This window comes from Erwinia sp. JUb26 (genome assembly GCF_003751505.1).
GTDB lineage: Bacteria > Pseudomonadota > Gammaproteobacteria > Enterobacterales > Enterobacteriaceae > Erwinia.
Map to the genome: position 1 here is coordinate 231,977 of NZ_RJVB01000008.1, position 17,163 is coordinate 249,139.

General features: G+C 56.7%; 18 protein-coding genes and 3 tRNA genes. 14 read left to right on the plus strand and 7 right to left on the minus strand.

All coding sequences use genetic code 11. The annotated features are described in order from the left end of the window. Positions 1-207 precede the first annotated feature (207 nt). Positions 208-492 (plus strand): DUF1435 domain-containing protein, encoded by a 285-nt coding sequence (locus EC836_RS20010; protein ID WP_123336345.1) that lies wholly within the window; start codon positions 208-210, stop codon positions 490-492. Between the two features lie 142 nt (positions 493-634). Here EC836_RS20010 and EC836_RS20015 read toward each other — a convergent pair. From EC836_RS20015 to rsmC, 4 genes are all read right to left on the minus strand, one after another. Beyond that, positions 635-721, minus strand: a tRNA-Leu gene (locus EC836_RS20015). A 35-nt stretch (positions 722-756) separates the two neighbouring features. Then, positions 757-843, minus strand: a tRNA-Leu gene (locus EC836_RS20020). 33 nt (positions 844-876) lie between these two features. Next, positions 877-963, minus strand: a tRNA-Leu gene (locus EC836_RS20025). 176 nt (positions 964-1,139) lie between these two features. Next, positions 1,140-2,174 carry a 16S rRNA (guanine(1207)-N(2))-methyltransferase RsmC gene (gene rsmC, locus EC836_RS20030; protein WP_123336347.1) on the minus strand — a complete coding sequence of 345 codons (1,035 nt, stop codon included), beginning with the start codon at positions 2,172-2,174 and terminating at the stop codon, positions 1,140-1,142. Between the two features lie 104 nt (positions 2,175-2,278). Here rsmC and EC836_RS20035 point away from each other — a divergent pair, with 104 nt between their 5' ends. From EC836_RS20035 to yjjG, 3 genes are read left to right on the plus strand one after another with little or no spacing between them, the layout of a single operon-like run. After that, a complete protein-coding gene (locus EC836_RS20035; protein ID WP_123336349.1) occupies positions 2,279-2,701 on the plus strand; it encodes a DNA polymerase III subunit psi in 423 nt (140 codons plus the stop codon). Continuing rightward, entirely contained in the window at positions 2,664-3,104 is a 441-nt protein-coding gene (rimI, locus tag EC836_RS20040; protein WP_123336351.1) for a ribosomal protein S18-alanine N-acetyltransferase, read from the plus strand. Before EC836_RS20035 ends, rimI begins: the two co-directional genes overlap by 38 nt. A gap of 13 nt (positions 3,105-3,117) precedes the next feature. Continuing rightward, positions 3,118-3,798 (plus strand): pyrimidine 5'-nucleotidase, encoded by a 681-nt coding sequence (gene yjjG, locus EC836_RS20045; RefSeq protein WP_123336353.1) that lies wholly within the window; start codon positions 3,118-3,120, stop codon positions 3,796-3,798. Positions 3,799-4,438: 640 nt separating this feature from the next. Here yjjG and yghU read toward each other — a convergent pair. Together yghU and EC836_RS24750 are read right to left on the minus strand one after the other, a co-directional pair. Further along, positions 4,439-5,290, minus strand: a complete 852-nt coding sequence (yghU, locus tag EC836_RS20050) for a glutathione-dependent disulfide-bond oxidoreductase (protein WP_123336355.1) — start codon at positions 5,288-5,290, stop codon at positions 4,439-4,441. Next, positions 5,244-5,432, minus strand: a complete 189-nt coding sequence (locus EC836_RS24750) for a hypothetical protein (protein ID WP_158612804.1) — start codon at positions 5,430-5,432, stop codon at positions 5,244-5,246. Before EC836_RS24750 ends, yghU begins: the two co-directional genes overlap by 47 nt. Positions 5,433-5,461: 29 nt before the next feature. Between EC836_RS24750 and EC836_RS20055 the strand changes: the two genes are divergently transcribed. The 10 genes from EC836_RS20055 (at position 5,462) to deoD (ending at position 16,277) form a co-directional block, all read left to right on the plus strand. After that, on the plus strand, positions 5,462-6,136 hold the full coding sequence (locus EC836_RS20055) for a DNA-3-methyladenine glycosylase I (protein ID WP_123336357.1): 675 nt from the start codon (positions 5,462-5,464) through the stop codon (positions 6,134-6,136). Positions 6,137-6,215: 79 nt separating this feature from the next. Next, positions 6,216-7,805: a peptide chain release factor 3 gene (prfC, locus tag EC836_RS20060; protein WP_123336359.1), complete on the plus strand. Its 1,590-nt coding sequence runs from the start codon at positions 6,216-6,218 to the stop codon at positions 7,803-7,805. 318 nt (positions 7,806-8,123) lie between these two features. Then, positions 8,124-8,735: a molecular chaperone OsmY gene (osmY, locus tag EC836_RS20065; protein WP_123336361.1), complete on the plus strand. Its 612-nt coding sequence runs from the start codon at positions 8,124-8,126 to the stop codon at positions 8,733-8,735. 136 nt (positions 8,736-8,871) lie between these two features. After that, positions 8,872-9,033, plus strand: coding sequence for a DUF1328 domain-containing protein (locus EC836_RS20070; RefSeq protein WP_105594818.1), 162 nt, complete (start codon positions 8,872-8,874; stop codon positions 9,031-9,033). Between the two features lie 106 nt (positions 9,034-9,139). Beyond that, entirely contained in the window at positions 9,140-10,186 is a 1,047-nt protein-coding gene (locus tag EC836_RS20075) for a patatin family protein (RefSeq protein WP_123336363.1), read from the plus strand. Then, positions 10,183-10,959: a TatD family hydrolase gene (locus EC836_RS20080; RefSeq protein WP_123336365.1), complete on the plus strand. Its 777-nt coding sequence runs from the start codon at positions 10,183-10,185 to the stop codon at positions 10,957-10,959. The genes EC836_RS20075 and EC836_RS20080 overlap by 4 nt, the downstream gene beginning before the upstream one ends. 285 nt (positions 10,960-11,244) lie before the next feature. Continuing rightward, complete coding sequence (deoC, locus tag EC836_RS20085; protein WP_123336367.1) at positions 11,245-12,024, plus strand: deoxyribose-phosphate aldolase; 780 nt, start codon at positions 11,245-11,247, stop codon at positions 12,022-12,024. Between the two features lie 835 nt (positions 12,025-12,859). Then, positions 12,860-14,182 (plus strand): thymidine phosphorylase, encoded by a 1,323-nt coding sequence (gene deoA, locus EC836_RS20095; protein WP_123336371.1) that lies wholly within the window; start codon positions 12,860-12,862, stop codon positions 14,180-14,182. Between the two features lie 63 nt (positions 14,183-14,245). Beyond that, positions 14,246-15,472, plus strand: a complete 1,227-nt coding sequence (gene deoB, locus EC836_RS20100) for a phosphopentomutase (RefSeq protein WP_123336373.1) — start codon at positions 14,246-14,248, stop codon at positions 15,470-15,472. Positions 15,473-15,557: 85 nt separating this feature from the next. Beyond that, positions 15,558-16,277, plus strand: a complete 720-nt coding sequence (gene deoD / locus EC836_RS20105; RefSeq protein ID WP_105594813.1) for a purine-nucleoside phosphorylase — start codon at positions 15,558-15,560, stop codon at positions 16,275-16,277. A 56-nt stretch (positions 16,278-16,333) separates the two neighbouring features. Here the strand turns inward: deoD and EC836_RS20110 are convergent, their stop codons facing one another. Further along, positions 16,334-17,059, minus strand: coding sequence for a YtjB family periplasmic protein (locus EC836_RS20110; protein WP_123336375.1), 726 nt, complete (start codon positions 17,057-17,059; stop codon positions 16,334-16,336). Between the last annotated feature and the right edge of the window lie 104 nt (positions 17,060-17,163).

The following is a 17,163-nucleotide window of genomic DNA, read 5'->3' on the forward strand; positions in this document are numbered from 1 at the left end:
TCGCTGCAGACGACAGATGCTTATCAACTGGAATAGTTTAGAGCTGTTATTATTTGATTTTTCTGAATTGTGATCCGAGTCAATCTAACATTTATCAATCAGGCTGTCATCCGCCGGAATAAAGTTTCAACAATGTTGCTGCAAAGTGATAAAAAGTGTCATATGATATTGGTAATCATTATCATTTGAAATTGTGTGGACACAGCTATGGTAGCCGCAATGATCACTGCGTGTGGACTATGGGGGATAAGCTGGATGATGGGTAAAAGACTCGATAGCGGTTGGGGCGTTCTGCTGCCCTGCACGGTTATGCCGCTGATGGCAATGATGGAGCTGTCATTCACCGAATGGCGGATGCTGATGGTCGTGGCGTTTCTGGCCACCGTGGTGATGCTCTATCACAAGCGTTTGCGTCACTATATGCTGCTGCCGTCGTGTATTGCGCTGGTGGGCGGGCTTGCTGCCATTACCGTGAATTTCAGCACGCAATAAGCAGATAATCAGCACCATCAGGGACGATGGATATATCACCGCAAAGATTAAGGACTAACAGAATAAAACGAATAATACCGGGAGTGAATTTTATACTTCTGGGGATACGTGCCGGGAGTCTTTCAGAGAGAAGAAATCAACATGGTGCGAAGAGAGGGACTTGAACCCTCACGTCCGTAAGAACACTAACACCTGAAGCTAGCGCGTCTACCAATTCCGCCACCTTCGCGTCCTGTTGATCTTTTTTACTCATATCACCGCATTTGGTGCGAAGAGAGGGACTTGAACCCTCACGTCCGTAAGAACACTAACACCTGAAGCTAGCGCGTCTACCAATTCCGCCACCTTCGCGCAGATGCTGCGTAATATGAATAACATGGTTTTTGGTGCGAAGAGAGGGACTTGAACCCTCACGTCCGTTAAGACACTAACACCTGAAGCTAGCGCGTCTACCAATTCCGCCACCTTCGCATACCCGCAACATAACAACGTTATATCGCAACCACGGAGGCGCATTCTAGAGATTTTACCCGGGACGTCAACAGTTATTTTTTATTGTTGGATCAATCGCCTGAAAAAACAGCGAATGGGGGATTTTGGGAGGTTTCAGCACGCTTTCAGGGGACCTTGCGGCCCCCTGACGTTCATTAACGTGATGCTTTCGGCGCGCGGCCTTTAACGGCGCGATACACTTTGAAGCGGCCGTTCTGCAACAGCACTTCGTGGCTGCCGAAGGTTTCATCCAGTACCTGTGGATACGGCAGGAAGGCGTTAGCTACGATGCGCAGTTCGCCGCCGGTATTCAGATGCGTGACGGCGCCGCGGATCAGCGTCTGTGCCGCATCCAGGCTGGTCTGCATGCCGTCGTGGAACGGCGGGTTGGAGATAATCATATCGAAGCGCCCGGTAATGCCGGAATAGACGTTACCGGCGACCACGGTGCCTTCCAGGCCGTTAGCGGCCAGCGTGGCTTCACTGGCGGCGACGGCGCTGGCGCTGGCATCGGTCAGCGTCAGTCGAACCTTCGGAGAGTGGCTGGCCAGCATCACGGACAGCACGCCTGCGCCACAGCCCACGTCCAGCACCTTGCCTTTAGTGTGCGGCGTCAGCGTGGAAAGCAGCAGCTGGCTGCCGATGTCCAGGCCATCGCGGCTGAATACGCCCGGCAGGGTTTTGATGGTCAGATCGCCCAGTGGGTAATCTTCCCAGTAGCCTTCGGCATCAAACGTTGGTTGCTTATCCAGACGGCCGTGGTACAGGCCACAGCGGCGGGCGCTGTCGATTTTTTCCAGCTTGCTCCAGTTTTCCAGCATCTGTTCGGCACTGCGCACGCCGCTGCGGTTTTCACCAATCACAAAGATGTCGGTGCCAACCGGTAGCAGGGACAGCAGGTTTTGCAGCTGGAAGTGGGCTTCCGGCTTGTTTTTCGGCCAGTAGTACACCAGCGTATCGCAGCCTTCGGCGATTTCTGGCGTAGCGACCAGACCGAAGAGAACGTTTTCACCCATAGCGCGGTTGAGGATCTGCCAGTGATGATATTGCTGGGTATGTGCCCGGCTCTGTGCGGTTTCCAGCTGGGCGGGCAGGTCATCCTGCAGATCGCCAGCAAACAGCACGCGGCGTTGGGAAAATTCATCACTGTGGCGCAGTATCACTTCACTGGCCGGGGTAAATGCGGACATCGGTCACTCCTTAAAAATCAGAGCGGCGATTATAGTTGTTTGTTGGCGCAGTTTCGAAGGCTTTGTTACCCTATGCCGGTCACACGGGCAGCCAGACAGGAAAAATGATGTCTTCCAGACGCGACTGGTTATTACAGCAAATGGGTATTACGCAGTATACGCTGCGGCGTCCGCGTGCCCTGCAGGGCGAAATTGCGGTGACGCTACCCGCAGAAACCCGGCTGGTGATTATTGCCGAGGTGCTACCCGCACTGCAGGATCCGCTGGTTGCGGACGTGCTGCGCGCGCTGGAACTGCGCGAACCGCAGGTACAGATGCTTACGCCTGAACAGCTGGCGATGCTGCCGGATGACACCCGCTGTCACAGCTGGTGCTTAGGATTAGATGCCCCGGCCACGCTTGCCGGAACCCACCTTGTTTCGCCAGTGCTGGCGGACCTCTACCACAATGCCGGTGCCAAACGGGCGCTATGGCAGCAGATTTGCCAACATGAATCAGATTTCATTACTCACCACGCACGATCTTGATGCCGCGTTTGCCATTGAGCAGCGCAGCCACGCTTTTCCCTGGTCGGAAAAAACCTTTGCCAGCAATCAGGGTGAACGCTATCTGAACCTGCGTCTGGAGGTCGACGGCGTGCTGGCGGCGTTCGCTATCACGCAGGTGGTGCTGGACGAGGCCACGCTGTTTAACCTGGCCGTCGATCCCGCTTTTCAACGCCGCGGACTTGGCCGCGAGCTGTTACAGCACCTGATCGCCGAGCTGGAGCAGCGCGGAATTCTCACCCTCTGGCTGGAGGTTCGCGCCTCTAACCGTCCTGCTATCGCGCTTTACGAGCAGCTGGATTTCAATGAGGTGTCGATCCGCCGCAACTACTATCCGACCGCAGACGGCAAAGAAGACGCCGTGATTATGGCCTTAACGATTTAACCGGGAATGACCGATGCTTACCCAATGGGACTGGATTTTATTTGACGCTGACGACACGCTGTTTCACTTCGACGCTTTCGCCGGTTTGCAGCGGCTTTTTGAGCGCTATGACGTGCAGTTCAGCCACGCCGATTACGATGATTATCAGGCAATTAACAAGCCGCTGTGGGTGGATTATCAGAATGGCGCAATCAGCGCCCTGCAGTTACAGCATCAGCGTTTTCAGGGCTGGGCCGATCGTTTGCAGGTCACCCCGCACGATCTGAACAGCGGTTTTCTGACCGCCATGGCCGAAATTTGCCTGCCGCTGGAGGGCGCAACGGATCTGCTTAATGCGCTGAAGGGCCGGGTAAAAATGGGCATCATCACCAACGGTTTTACCGCGCTTCAGCAGGCGCGGCTGGAGCGCATCGGTTTCCTTGGCTATTTCGATCTGCTGGTGATTTCCGAGCAGGTGGGCCATGCCAAACCGCATCCGGCGATTTTTGATTATGCGCTGGCGCAGATGGGTAATCCGCCGCGCAACCGGGTGATGATGGTGGGGGATAATCCGGATTCCGATATCCTCGGCGGGATCAATGCCGGGATGGCGACCTGCTGGCTGAATGCTGACGGGCGTGCTCAGCCGGAAGGGATTAATCCGATGTGGCAGGTGGCGTCGCTGGGTGAGTTGCAGGATAAGTTATTGAGTTAAGGTTGCGGCCAGAACGGGCCTTTATCGAGCATTTTAGAGTGAAATTGCTGCTCATTCTGCGCATGGCGTATCGGGGCTGGCCGGAACGCGGACCCGCTGCCACATCCCTGTACGCTCGGCCTCGCACGTCCATGTGCTCGGACGGTCCGCTTATCCGGCCAGCCCCGATTGCCTGAAGGCTTCGGTGTTGCTGGTGGATTCAGGCTGCTGCACGTTTAGATGTCTGGCTTATCGGGGTTGGTCGGAACGCGGACCCGCTGTCACGTCCATGTCCGCTCGGCCTCGCACATCCCTGTGCTCGGACGGTCCGCTAACCCGCCCAGCCCCGATTGCCCGCATGCTCCTGAGTAGCTGCCTGAAAGTCACTTCCCTCAGGTAGCCCGCCGCGAAAAATTGCTGAACGTCCAGATTCACGATCGTTAACTGGCAGCAACGCAATGATTTGAAAGGGGAACCGTTACGGGACAGGTTAGCCGGGTGTCTGCCGCAGGGATGCGGCAGTCAAGCCCCCCAGGGAGGGGTTTTGGGGTTCAGTTCATTCACGGCGACCCGGCGATCTGCCCGTAACGGTAGCCCCATTCTCAGATCCCACCGCGACCTGCCCCGTAACGGTCACCCCGTTCACGGATCTCACCGCAACTTACAGCCCCAACTTTGCAAAATCCGACGCGTCATGACGCTCGGCCAGTTGCTGATCTTCCGGACCCCAGGTGCGATTCACAATCCGGCCGCGCTTCACCGCCGGACGCTGCGCAATCTCGTCCGCCCAGCGCACCACGTTCTTGTACGACGCCGCATCCAGGAACTCTGCCGCTTCATACATCAGACCCTGCACCAGCGTGCCGTACCACGGCCAGATAGCGATATCCGCAATGCTGTACTCATTACCCGCGATATAACGATGCTCGCCCAACTGCTTATCCAGCAGATCGAGCTGGCGCTTGGCTTCCATGGTAAAGCGATCGATGGCGTATTCGATCTTCACCGGCGCATAGTGATAAAAGTGGCCGAAACCGCCGCCGACGTACGGAGCCGCGCCCTGCAACCAGAACAGCCAGTTCAGCGCTTCGGTGCGACCAGCAGGATCTTTTGGCAGGAAGTGGCCAAACTTTTCCGCCAGATACAGCAGAATGGCGCCGGACTCAAACACCCGCGTTGCCGGTGTGGTAGAGGTATCCAGCAGTGCCGGAATCTTGGAGTTTGGATTCACCGCCACAAAACCGGATGAGAACTGATCGCCCTCGCCGATACGGATCAGGTGCGCATCGTACTCCGCGCCGTGCTCGTTCAGCGCCAGCAGCTCTTCCAGCAGGATCGTGACCTTCTGGCCGTTAGGCGTACCCAGCGAGTACAATTGCAGAGGATGTTTGCCGGTTGGCAGAGTGGCTTCGTGGCGTGCGCCTGCCGTCGGGCGGTTGATGCTGCCCCAGGTGCCGCCGAGTGCCTTATTCTCGCTCCAGACCTTTGCTGGCTGATAGTCGTTGGTGCTCATAACGCGATATACCCTTGTTAAGAAGTGAATCGGCTGTGATGCCGCCGGTGAAGTAAAAATAGCGGACCGTTGCCACAAAAGCCAAATGCCGCATTTTTCGCTGCTTAGATATAGCATTGCTAACCGGCGTGCGTTTATCCATAAAGAGCACCGTAATGGATTGAGGTGAAGATGAAACACGAAAAAAACGATGCACAACACGAAACGGGGCTGATCGTCGATGCCGAGGGCCGTACCTGCTGCTACTGGCAGCCGCAGATGCCCGATTATCACGACGGCGAGTGGGGCAGGCCGGTCACCGACGATCGGCTAATTTTTGAAAAGGTCTGCCTGGAGGGTTTTCATTCCGGCATGTCGTGGCAGATGATTTACAACAAGCGGGAAAATTTTCGTCGGGCCTTTGGCGGATTTGATTTCGAAAAAGTAGCGCGCTTTGACGAGGCTGATATCAACAGACTGATGGCGGATAAAAGCATTGTCCGCAACCGGGCAAAAATCCTCGCGACGATCAATAACGCGCAGCGTGCCGTGGAAATGGTGGCGGAGGCGGGGTCGCTGGCCGCCTGGTTCTGGCAGTTTGAACCGCAGCCGGAAGCGCGCCCGGAGGTGGTGGATATTCATTACTGGCAGGGCAATAACACTTCTCCCGAAGCGGAAGCGATGTCGAAAGCGTTAAAAAAACGTGGCTGGCGCTGGGTTGGACCGGTGACCACCTATGCGCTGATGCAGGCGCTGGGACTGGTTAACGATCACCTGCAGGGCTGCTGCATACGCGATATCTGCGAGGCGGAAAGAGGGCGGCTGAAACGGCCTGGCCGAGCAACGCCGGGTCTTTCGGGCGATTAAGCGGCGTTCTGCATTGTTTCTGACGACAGAATCGGCGAAAATGCCGGCCATTAACGATTAATTGGCTCAGAAGAACTTCATGTCTAATGCACCCTTTATGCAAGAGGTGGCCCGTCGCCGCACTTTTGCCATCATTTCTCACCCGGATGCCGGTAAAACCACCATCACTGAAAAAGTGCTGCTGTTCGGACAGGCGATCCAGACTGCCGGTACGGTAAAAGGCCGCGGATCCAACCAGCACGCGAAATCGGACTGGATGGAGATGGAAAAACAGCGTGGTATCTCGATTACCACCTCCGTGATGCAGTTCCCGTATCGCGAATGCCTGGTTAACCTGCTGGATACACCGGGGCATGAAGACTTCTCCGAAGATACCTACCGTACCCTGACGGCGGTCGACTGCTGTCTGATGGTTATCGACGCCGCGAAAGGCGTTGAGGATCGTACCCGTAAGCTGATGGAAGTGACCCGTCTGCGCGATACGCCGATCCTGACCTTTATGAACAAGCTGGACCGCGACATCCGCGACCCGATGGAAGTCATGGATGAGGTGGAGAACGAGCTGAAGATCGCCTGCGCCCCTATCACCTGGCCGATTGGCTGCGGCAAGCTGTTTAAGGGCGTTTACCACCTGTACAAAGACGAAACCTATCTGTATCAGACCGGTAAAGGCCATACCATCCAGGAAGTTCGCATCGTCAAAGGGCTGGACAACCCGGATCTGGATGCGGCCATCGGTGAAGACCTCGCCGCGCAGCTGCGCGATGAGCTGGAACTGGTGCAGGGCGCGTCCCACGAGTTCGACCGCGAAGCTTTCCTGGAAGGGCAGCTGACGCCGGTCTTCTTCGGTACTGCGTTAGGTAACTTCGGCGTGGACCATATGCTGGACGGTCTGGTTGAGTGGGCGCCATCGCCGATGCCGCGTGCGACCGACGTGCGCACCGTCACCGCCGCCGATGAGAAATTCAGCGGCTTCGTGTTCAAGATCCAGGCCAACATGGACCCGAAACACCGTGACCGCGTGGCGTTTATGCGCGTGGTGTCCGGAAAATATGAAAAAGGCATGAAGCTGCGTCAGGTCCGTCTGGGCAAGGATGTGGTGATTGCCGATGCGCTGACCTTTATGGCCGGTGACCGTTCTCATGTGGAAGAAGCGTATCCCGGCGATATTATCGGCCTACATAACCACGGCACGATTCAGATTGGCGACACCTTTACCCAGGGTGAGAACATGAAGTTCACCGGTATTCCGAACTTCGCGCCGGAACTGTTCCGCCGTATCCGCCTGCGCGATCCGCTGAAGCAGAAGCAGCTGCTCAAGGGGCTGGTTCAGCTGTCTGAAGAGGGTGCCGTTCAGGTCTTCCGTCCGGTCCACAACAACGATCTGATCGTGGGTGCGGTGGGTGTGCTGCAGTTCGACGTGGTGGTTGCGCGCCTGAAGAGCGAATACAACGTTGAAGCGATTTACGAATCGGTGAACGTCTCTACCGCCCGCTGGGTGGAGTGCAGTGACGTGAAGAAATTCGATGAGTTCCAGCGTAAGAACGAGGTTAACCTCGCGCTCGACGGCGGCGATAACCTGACCTACATCGCGCCGACGATGGTCAACCTGAACATCACCCAGGAACGCTATCCTGATGTGGTATTCCGTAAAACCCGCGAGCATTAATCGCGGAATTTACGCACCTGCTGATTCGCAGGACATCACATGAAAGGGGGGCGATCTGCACAGCAGGTCGGCCCCCTTTTTCGTTACAGACTACTCCTAAAACCCCTTTATTTTGCTGCTTTAACCAGCAAATCCTCCGACTTATCCGGTGAAATCCTGATTCCTGACTATATTAATTTCTACAGGACGCAAAACGGACGGCAGCAAATGCTGCGATGTTGACGGTTATGGATAACCGAAACCGGAATCTACAGCTACGCCGTTTGTAGCTGAAAAGCTCACCGTTGTGAGTGATGAAGACTAAAAAGGAACGAATCGATGATGAAGACTAAGATTGCTAAAACTCTGATGGCTGTACTGGTAGGTTCTGCGCTGGTGGGCGGTTCTGCGATGGCAGAAGAGTCCATGATGAATAAAACGCAAAGCTCTGCCGACAGTGCGGGTTCAAAAATCGATAGCTCTATGAAAAAAGTCGGTAACTACATGGATGACAGCGGCGTAACGGCGAAAGTTAAAGCGGCGCTGGTTGATGACGAAGCGATTAAAAGTACGGATATCTCCGTTAAAACCCACGAAGGCGTGGTGACGCTAAGCGGTTTTGTATCCTCACAGGATCAGGCCGAAAAGGCAGTCGCGCTGGCTAAGGGAATTGAGGGCGTCAAATCCGTCAGTGATAAACTGCACGTAAAAGACAGCACCAAACAGAGCGTGAGCGGTTACGCCGGTGATGCGGCAACGACCAGCGAAATTAAAGCTAAACTTTTAGCTGATGACATCGTGCCGTCGCGCAATGTGAAAGTTGAAACCACCAACGGCGTGGTCCAGCTTTCCGGTACGGTGAAAACTCAGGCGCAGTCCGAACGCGCTGAAGGAATTGCCAAAGCCATTGATGGCGTCAAAAGTGTGAAGAACGATCTGAGCGTTAAATAGCAAAAAGGATATTCAGTCAGCCCGTAGTTGCTGAGCTGAATGACATCCCGGACTGATTCCGGCAGTGGGTGACCGATGCCGGATCGGGAAGAGATGCAAGCCGTTCGATTTCAACTTTGGTGGTAAGGAGAAGCTTATGTTTCGTTGGGGCATTATCTTTCTGGTTATCGCGCTGATTGCAGCCGCGTTAGGTTTTGGTGGTCTGGCTGGTACTGCGGCATGGGCGGCAAAACTCGTCTTCGTTGTGGGTATTATTATCTTCCTGGTGAGTCTGTTTACCGGACGTAAGAAACTCTAGCAGCCGAAACAATTTAATCGAATTGCAACAAAAAGCAAAAAGCGCCTTACGGGCGTGACTGAGACCAGGTATCCTCTAAGGTTCTTGTATTAAGAGGATACCTGACTTGGGCAAACGCATCCCGATAACCCTCGGCAACATCGCGCCGCTGGGTCTCAAACCTTTCCGACCGGGCACCCTCGCCCTGGTGTGTGAAGGCGGTGGGCAGCGCGGTATCTTCACCGCTGGCGTGCTGGATGAATTCCAGCGTGCTCACTTCAATCCTTTCGATCTCCTGCTTGGCACCTCCGCCGGTGCGCAGAATCTGTCTGCCTACGTTTGCGGCCAGCCCGGCTATGCCCGACGAGTGATCACCCGCTATACCACCAGCAGCCAGTTCTTCAATCCGCTGCGCTTTGTGCGCGGTGGCAATCTGATTGACCTCGACTGGCTGGTCGATGTTACCCGCAAGGAGTTTCCACTGGCGCTGGATGCCGGGGAAAAACTGTTCCGCTCCGGGCGTGAATTCTATATGTGCGCCTGCCGCAGCGATGACTACGCGGCCAACTACTTCTCCCCGGATGCCGACAGCTGGCACGACATTATTAAAGCCTCAAGCGCGATCCCGGGCCTGTATCGCAACGGGGTGGATCTGTCCGGCGTCAGTTATCTGGACGGCGGCATCAGCGATGCGATCCCGGTGCGGGAAGCCGCGCGTCTGGGTGCCGACACCATTGTGGTGATCCGCACCGTGCCGTCGCAGATGACCTATACGCCGCAGTGGGTGAAGCGCATTGAGCGCTGGCTGAGCGACAGTGCGCTTCAGCCGCTGGTGAACATTCTGCAGCTGCACGAGGACAGCTATCACCAGATCCAGAGCTTTATCGACGCGCCGCCGGGTCAGCTGCGTATTATCGAAATTTATCCGCCGCGCGCGCTGGCCAGTAACGCGCTGGGCAGCCGGGTTGCGTCGCTGAATCAGGATTATCATCTGGGGCGGCGCTGCGGGCGTTATTTCCTCGCCACGCTTGGCCAGTGGCTGGGCGGCGGGCAGCTGCATCCTAAAGCCGTGGTTCCGCCTGCCCCGGTGGCGAACGAACCCGATCGCGAGGGGATTATTGTCGATCCGGCGGTGGGATTTGATAGCGAGCTGGATAAAGGATCCCTGGCATGAACCTGCAATTCGTTGATACCCATTGTCATTTTGACTTTCCTCCGTTTGTTGGCAATGAACGGGAGAGCCTGCGCCTGGCCGCGGAAGCCGGCGTAGAGAAAATTATTGCCGTCAGTGTCTCGGCCGAGCGTTTCGATCGCGTAATGGTGCTGGCCGCCGATCATCCTCCGATCTATGCCGCGCTCGGGCTGCATCCGATGGCGATCGATGAACACGACGATCGGGCGCTGGCCGCGCTGGAGCAGATCCTGCGGCAGCGGCCCGCTAAGCTGGTGGCGCTGGGTGAAATGGGGCTGGATCTTTATATTGATCATCCGCAGTTCGAACGTCAGGAGGCGGTGCTGGATGCTCAGCTTCGTCTGGCGCGTGATTACGATCTGCCGGTGATCCTGCATTCACGCCGCACGCACGACCGGCTGGCGCAGCATCTGCGCCGCATTGAAGTACCGCGCCGTGGCGTGGTCCACGGTTTTGCGGGCAGCGAGCAGCAGGCGCTGGCGTTTATCCGTGCGGGCTACGCCATCGGCGTGGGTGGCACCATTACCTATCCCCGCGCCAGTAAAACTCGCAACGCCATCGCCCGTCTGCCGCTGAGTTCACTGCTGCTGGAAACGGATTCACCGGATATGCCGCTGCAGGGCTTTCAGGGCCAGCCAAACCGGCCTGAACGGGTGAAAAACGTCTGGCAGAGCCTCTGCGAACTGCGCCCTGAACCGCCCGAGCTTGTCGCTGAAACCATTCGAGAAAACACCCGCACGCTGTTTGCCCTGTAAACGAACTATCCTGTTAGCAGGCGCAGCACAGCTCACATCCCACGCCACATAAAATGTTATTATTGTAACATTGCAATGTTATGCTGCCCGTAACATCTCGACGACAGCGAACGCACACGGATAATGTGTGATTTATCTAACATTAAATGCAATAATCCTGAAAGATGAAACACCTTATTGTGAGCTGTGCTGCAAAAATTACTCTATCGTAGTGTTACTATTCTAACATTGTAGGGTGGCTGCTGCGTCAGGCCTGACCTTTAATTCCCTTTTCTGGAGATAACCATGTCCGATGTGAAAACGCAGGCGCTGCGCGCGCTGAAGCTGATGGATTTAACCACCCTGAACGACGATGACACCGATGCGAAGGTGATTGCCCTTTGCCATCAGGCGAAATCTCCGGCGGGCAACACGGCGGCGATCTGTATTTATCCACGCTTTATTCCGGTCGCCCGTAAGACCCTGCGCGAACAGGGCACGCCGGAAATTCGTATCGCGACGGTGACCAATTTCCCGCACGGCAACGACGATATAGAAATTGCTCTGGCAGAAACTCGTGCGGCTATTGCCTACGGCGCTGATGAAGTCGACGTGGTTTTCCCGTATCGCGCGCTGATCGCCGGTAATGAAACCGTTGGCTTTGAGCTGGTAAAAGCCTGTAAAGAGGCCTGCGCGGCAGCGGGCGTATTGTTAAAAGTGATTATCGAAACCGGCGAACTGAAAGACGCGGCGCTGATCCGCAAAGCATCGTCGCTCGCGATCGATGCGGGTGCTGATTTCATTAAAACCTCAACCGGTAAAGTGCCGGTGAACGCCACGCCGGAAGTGGCAGAAATTATGATGCGGGTGATTGCAGAGAAGGGTGTGCAGCAGCAGGTTGGCTTTAAGCCCGCGGGCGGCGTGCGTACTGCCGATGATGCGGCGCTGTATCTGAAGCTGGCCGATGACATTCTGGGCAGCGGCTGGGCCGACGCGCGTCATTTCCGCTTTGGCGCATCAAGCCTGCTGGCGAGCCTGCTGAACGCGGCGGGTTTTGCCGGGGCTAGCAGCGATAGTAAGTATTAATCGCGTATTTGTTTTGGTGGTGCGGGTTTTGCTGGCGTAGCGGATTCGGCTGGTCGTGGCTGGAGCGTTAAGGCTTTTGGGTCGAAAGGTCGATTTAGTCGATTTAGTCGATTTAGTCGATTTAGTCGCTTTGGTTGTCGTGGGTGTTTCGGGCCTCTGCGGTGGCTGGATGGCGGTCCTCGCGCCGCGCTTTGCGCGGTGCCCTCGGCTCCGGCATCCGGCCTTACGGATCGGCAATGAGCGGGCGTCCTGCCCGCGCATCGCCTGACGTCAGCGTCCCTGCTGCCGTCTCCGGGCCCGCTGCTTTCGCCTCAGCGCTGCGGATTGCCATCAAGCCACCGCAGAGGCCCTTTACTATCAGGCATCCCGATTGCTGTTTTTCAACGACGACACTAACGGAACAAAGCGGGCTGGCGGTGTCGGTGGTCGGGTTAATCCGGTGGCCACAGCATTGAACGCAATAGACGCTGGAAGCAGCAGACACAGCATGCAAACAAGCATCAGACCTGGTGTTTCACAAAGACGACACTAACGGAACAAAGCGGGCTGGCGGTGTCTGTGGCAAGGGCAATCCGCAGCGCTGAACGGAGAGAGGAAGCCAGGATGAGCCCGCAGGACGCGGGCGCAAGGCTCGGTCGGCACAAGGATGTGCCGTCTGAGCCGGTCCGGCCGGCTGACGAGCGGAGTGAAGGCACCGCAAAGCGGCGCGAGGACCCGCCCTGGACACAGACACCGCCAGCCAGCGCAGATCGCCATTCCGTCAGGCGATGCAATGAAATGTACACAACAAGCACCGAGCCGCCCGGCGGCCACACTAAACTTATTGGGGGTTACCGTGTTTCTGCCACAGGAAATTATTCGAAAAAAACGTGACGGACAGGCGCTGAGCGAAGAAGAAATCCGCTTTTTCATCAACGGCGTGCGCGACAATACGGTCTCTGAAGGACAGATTGCCGCGCTGGCAATGACCATCTACTTCCACGATATGTCGCTGCCGGAGCGCGTGGCGCTGACCATGGCCATGCGCGACTCCGGATCGGTGCTGAACTGGCAGTCGCTGAACCTCAACGGCCCAATCGTCGATAAACATTCCACCGGCGGCGTCGGCGACGTGACCTCACTGATGCTCGGACCGATGGTCGCCGCATGCGGCGGCTACGTGCCAATGATCTCCGGTCGCGGCCTTGGCCACACCGGCGGCACGCTCGACAAGCTGGAAGCGATCCCCGGCTTTGATATCTTCCCGGACGATGAGCGTTTCCGACAGATCATTAAAGAGGTGGGCGTGGCGATCATCGGCCAGACCAACTCGCTGGCCCCGGCGGACAAGCGCTTCTACGCCACCCGCGATATCACCGCGACGGTGGATTCGATCCCGCTGATCACCGCCTCGATCCTGGCGAAAAAGCTGGCCGAGGGGCTGGATGCGCTGGTGATGGATGTGAAAGTGGGATCCGGCGCCTTTATGCCAACCTTCGAACAGTCCGAGCTGCTGGCGCAGTCGATCGTCGGCGTGGCGAACGGCGCGGGCTGTAAAACCACCGCGCTGTTGACCGACATGAACCAGGTACTGGCCTCTACCGCCGGTAACGCGCTGGAAGTCCGTGAAGCGGTGCAGTTCCTCACCGGCGAATACCGCAACCCGCGCCTGCTGGAAGTCACCATGGCGCTGTGCGCCGAGATGCTGATTTCCGGTGGTCTGGCGGGCTCGGCGGAAGAAGCGCGTACAAAACTGCAGACCGTGTTGGATAACGGCCGCGCGGCGGAGATCTTCGCCCGTATGGTGGCGGCCCAGAAAGGCCCGACCGATTTTATCGAGCGCATGGACAGCTATCTGCCCGCGCCAATGCTGAGCAAAGCGGTTTACGCCGATCGTGCCGGGATCGTCAGCGCAATGGATACCCGCGCGCTGGGCATGGCGGTGGTGTCGATGGGCGGTGGTCGCCGCCGCGCCAGCGACAGCATTGACTACAGCGTTGGGTTGAGCGACGTTGCCGCGCTGGGTACGACGGTGGACGGTCAGCAGCCGCTGGCGGTGATCCACGCCGCCAGCGAAGAGAGCTGGCAGGAGGCCGCCGCCGCCGTCAGGACGGCAGTGACGCTGTCTGAGACGCAGCCCGAGAAAACACCGGTTATCTATCGCAGAATCTCGCAATAAGCGGTATTCTGTTCTGATCGCATTTTTTTAACGCTCATCGCGACAATCGCGCAGGAGATCAGGATGAAACGTGCATTTATTATGGTGCTTGATTCCTTTGGAATTGGCTCCAGTAAAGACGCCGATAAATTCGGTGATAAAGGCTCGGATACCCTCGGACACATTGCTGAGGCGTGCTTCAAGGGTGAAGCAGATAAAGGGCGTAAAGGCCCACTTAACCTGCCTAATCTGACCAAACTGGGTCTGGGCAAAGCCGCAGAAGCCTCCACGGGTAAATTCCCGCTGGGCCTGGATAAAGACGCGGAAATCATCGGCGCTTACGGCTACGCCAGCGAGCTGTCTTCCGGTAAAGATACGCCGTCTGGCCACTGGGAAATCGCCGGCGTGCCGGTGCTGTTTGACTGGGGCTACTTCAGCGATCTGGAAAACAGCTTCCCGCAGGATCTGCTGGATATGCTGGTGGAAAAAGCCAACCTGCCGGGCTATCTCGGTAACTGCCACTCGTCCGGTACGGTGATCCTCGACAAGCTGGGCGAAGAGCATATGAAGACCGGCAAGCCGATTTTCTACACCTCTGCGGACTCGGTGTTCCAGATTGCCTGCCATGAAGAGACATTTGGCCTCGATCGCCTTTACGAACTCTGTGAAATCGCCCGTGAAGTGCTGACCGAAGGCGGCTACAACATTGGCCGCGTGATCGCGCGTCCGTTTGTCGGCGACAAGGCCGGGCACTTTGAGCGTACCGGCAACCGTCATGACCTGGCGGTAGAGCCACCGGCCCCCACCATTCTGAAAAAACTGGTGGATGAGCAGGGCGGTGAAGTGATTTCGGTCGGTAAAATTGCCGATATCTATGCGCACGTCGGCATCACTAAAAAGGTGAAAGCCACCGGTCTGGACGCGCTGTTTGACGCTACCGTGGCGGAAATGACCACCGCGCCGGACAACAGCATCGTGTTTACCAACTTCGTCGACTTCGACTCCACCTGGGGGCATCGTCGTGATGTTCCGGGTTACGCGGGTGGGCTGGAGCTGTTTGACCGCCGTCTGCCGGAGCTGATGGAATTAGTGAAAGAGGGCGATATTCTGATCCTCACCGCCGACCACGGCTGCGATCCGACCTGGGTCGGAACGGAACACACCCGCGAACATATCCCGGTACTGATTTATGGCCCTGGCGTGAAACCGGGCTACCTGGGCTATAGCGATACGTTTGCTGACATTGGTCAGACGGTTGCCAGCTACTTTGGCCTGTCACCGATGGACTACGGCAAAAACCTGCTGAAGTGATGCTGATGCCTGAACGGGCGACAACACGCAAGATTACTCGTAACCGGCCAGGCATCGACCTGGCCCGATAAATAAGGATTAAAACATGGCTACGCCTCATATTAACGCTGAGATGGGTGATTTCGCTGACGTGGTTCTGATGCCGGGCGACCCGCTGCGCGCGAAACATATCGCGGAAACCTTCCTGCAGGATGCGGTAGAAGTGAACAACGTGCGCGGCATGCTGGGCTATACCGGGACCTATAAGGGCCGCAAAATCTCCGTGATGGGCCACGGTATGGGTATCCCGTCCTGCTCAATCTACGCGAAAGAGCTGATCACCGAATTCGGCGTGAAGAAAATCATTCGCGTGGGTTCATGCGGTGCGGTACGTGCAGACGTTAAGCTGCGTGATGTCGTGATTGGTATGGGTGCTTCCACCGATTCCAAAGTGAACCGTATGCGCTTCAAGGACCACGATTTCTCAGCGATTGCTGACTTCGATATGGTGCGTAACGCGGTGGATGCGGCGAAGGCGCTGGGCGTAGATGCTCGCGTCGGTAACATCTTCTCCGCCGACCTGTTCTACACCCCGGACCCGCAGATGTTCGACGTGATGGAAAAATACGGCATTCTGGGCGTGGAAATGGAAGCGGCCGGTATCTACGGCGTGGCCGCAGAGTTTGGCGCGAAGGCGCTGGCGATTTGCACCGTGTCTGACCACATCCGCACTCACGAGCAGACTACTGCCGCTGAGCGCCAGACCACCTTCAGCGATATGGTTGTTATCGCGCTGGAGTCGGTTCTGCTGGGTGATAAAGAGTAAGTCCCCTTCGGGGCTGGCGTCTGCCAGCCTCGTTCTACTGCTGTCCCTTTCGTATTTTACTTACTCGTCTTGCTTACCGGGCCATCTGGCACGTCTTTTACTGCGTCGGCAGTCGTAGAATCGCGCTCAGTTTCAGTTTCAGTTTCAGTTTCACTGTCATTGTCTTCGCTCAGGGGATTATTGGCGGTAAGCAGGAACGGCGACTGCTGCCAGCGGGTCCGGCGATCGCGTAGCAGAGTACGGCTGAGAATGATGCCAATAGCCAGCGCCAGCAGCATCATCAGCCGCAGAATATTGGTGGTGTTATCCACCTGCTTGGCTTCGGTGACCAGCACGTGGGTATCCAGGGTAACGCGAAGAAAACCGCGCGGACCCTCTTTGCTGGTCAGCGGCTGAACAATCTGATGATTGAAGTAGCTGCCGGCGCGCTGGCCGTCCAGCGCCAGCCGGTCGCGCACGTTGATGCTTTCGCCGCTGCGGGCGATCAGGCTACCGTCATCATCGTAGACTGCGGCATCCAGAATGCGGCTTTCATGGGTGAGCTGGTCGAGGGTATCAACGATTTTCTGGTGATTATCGTCGGCGTTTTCCATCAGCGGCGTCAGGGTCCACGCGACCTGACGGGTCAGCGTCTGGGCCAGTTCTTCTACCTGTCCTGAGCGGGCCATCTGGCGGCCAAGACTGAACCAGGATGCACCCTGCATCAGCACCACCAGTAGCGCCAGGCAGATCAGTACAATCACCGTTCGGTGCAGGCGAAATTTAAGTTTGGCTTTTGCCATCGTGACCCTTCAAAAAATAGACAGACAGACCTGCTTTATGTTGCCAGAAGGCGGGCTAACAGGGTAGCCTCTTGCCAGCTTTATCGTCGTTCTGTCGTAGTTAT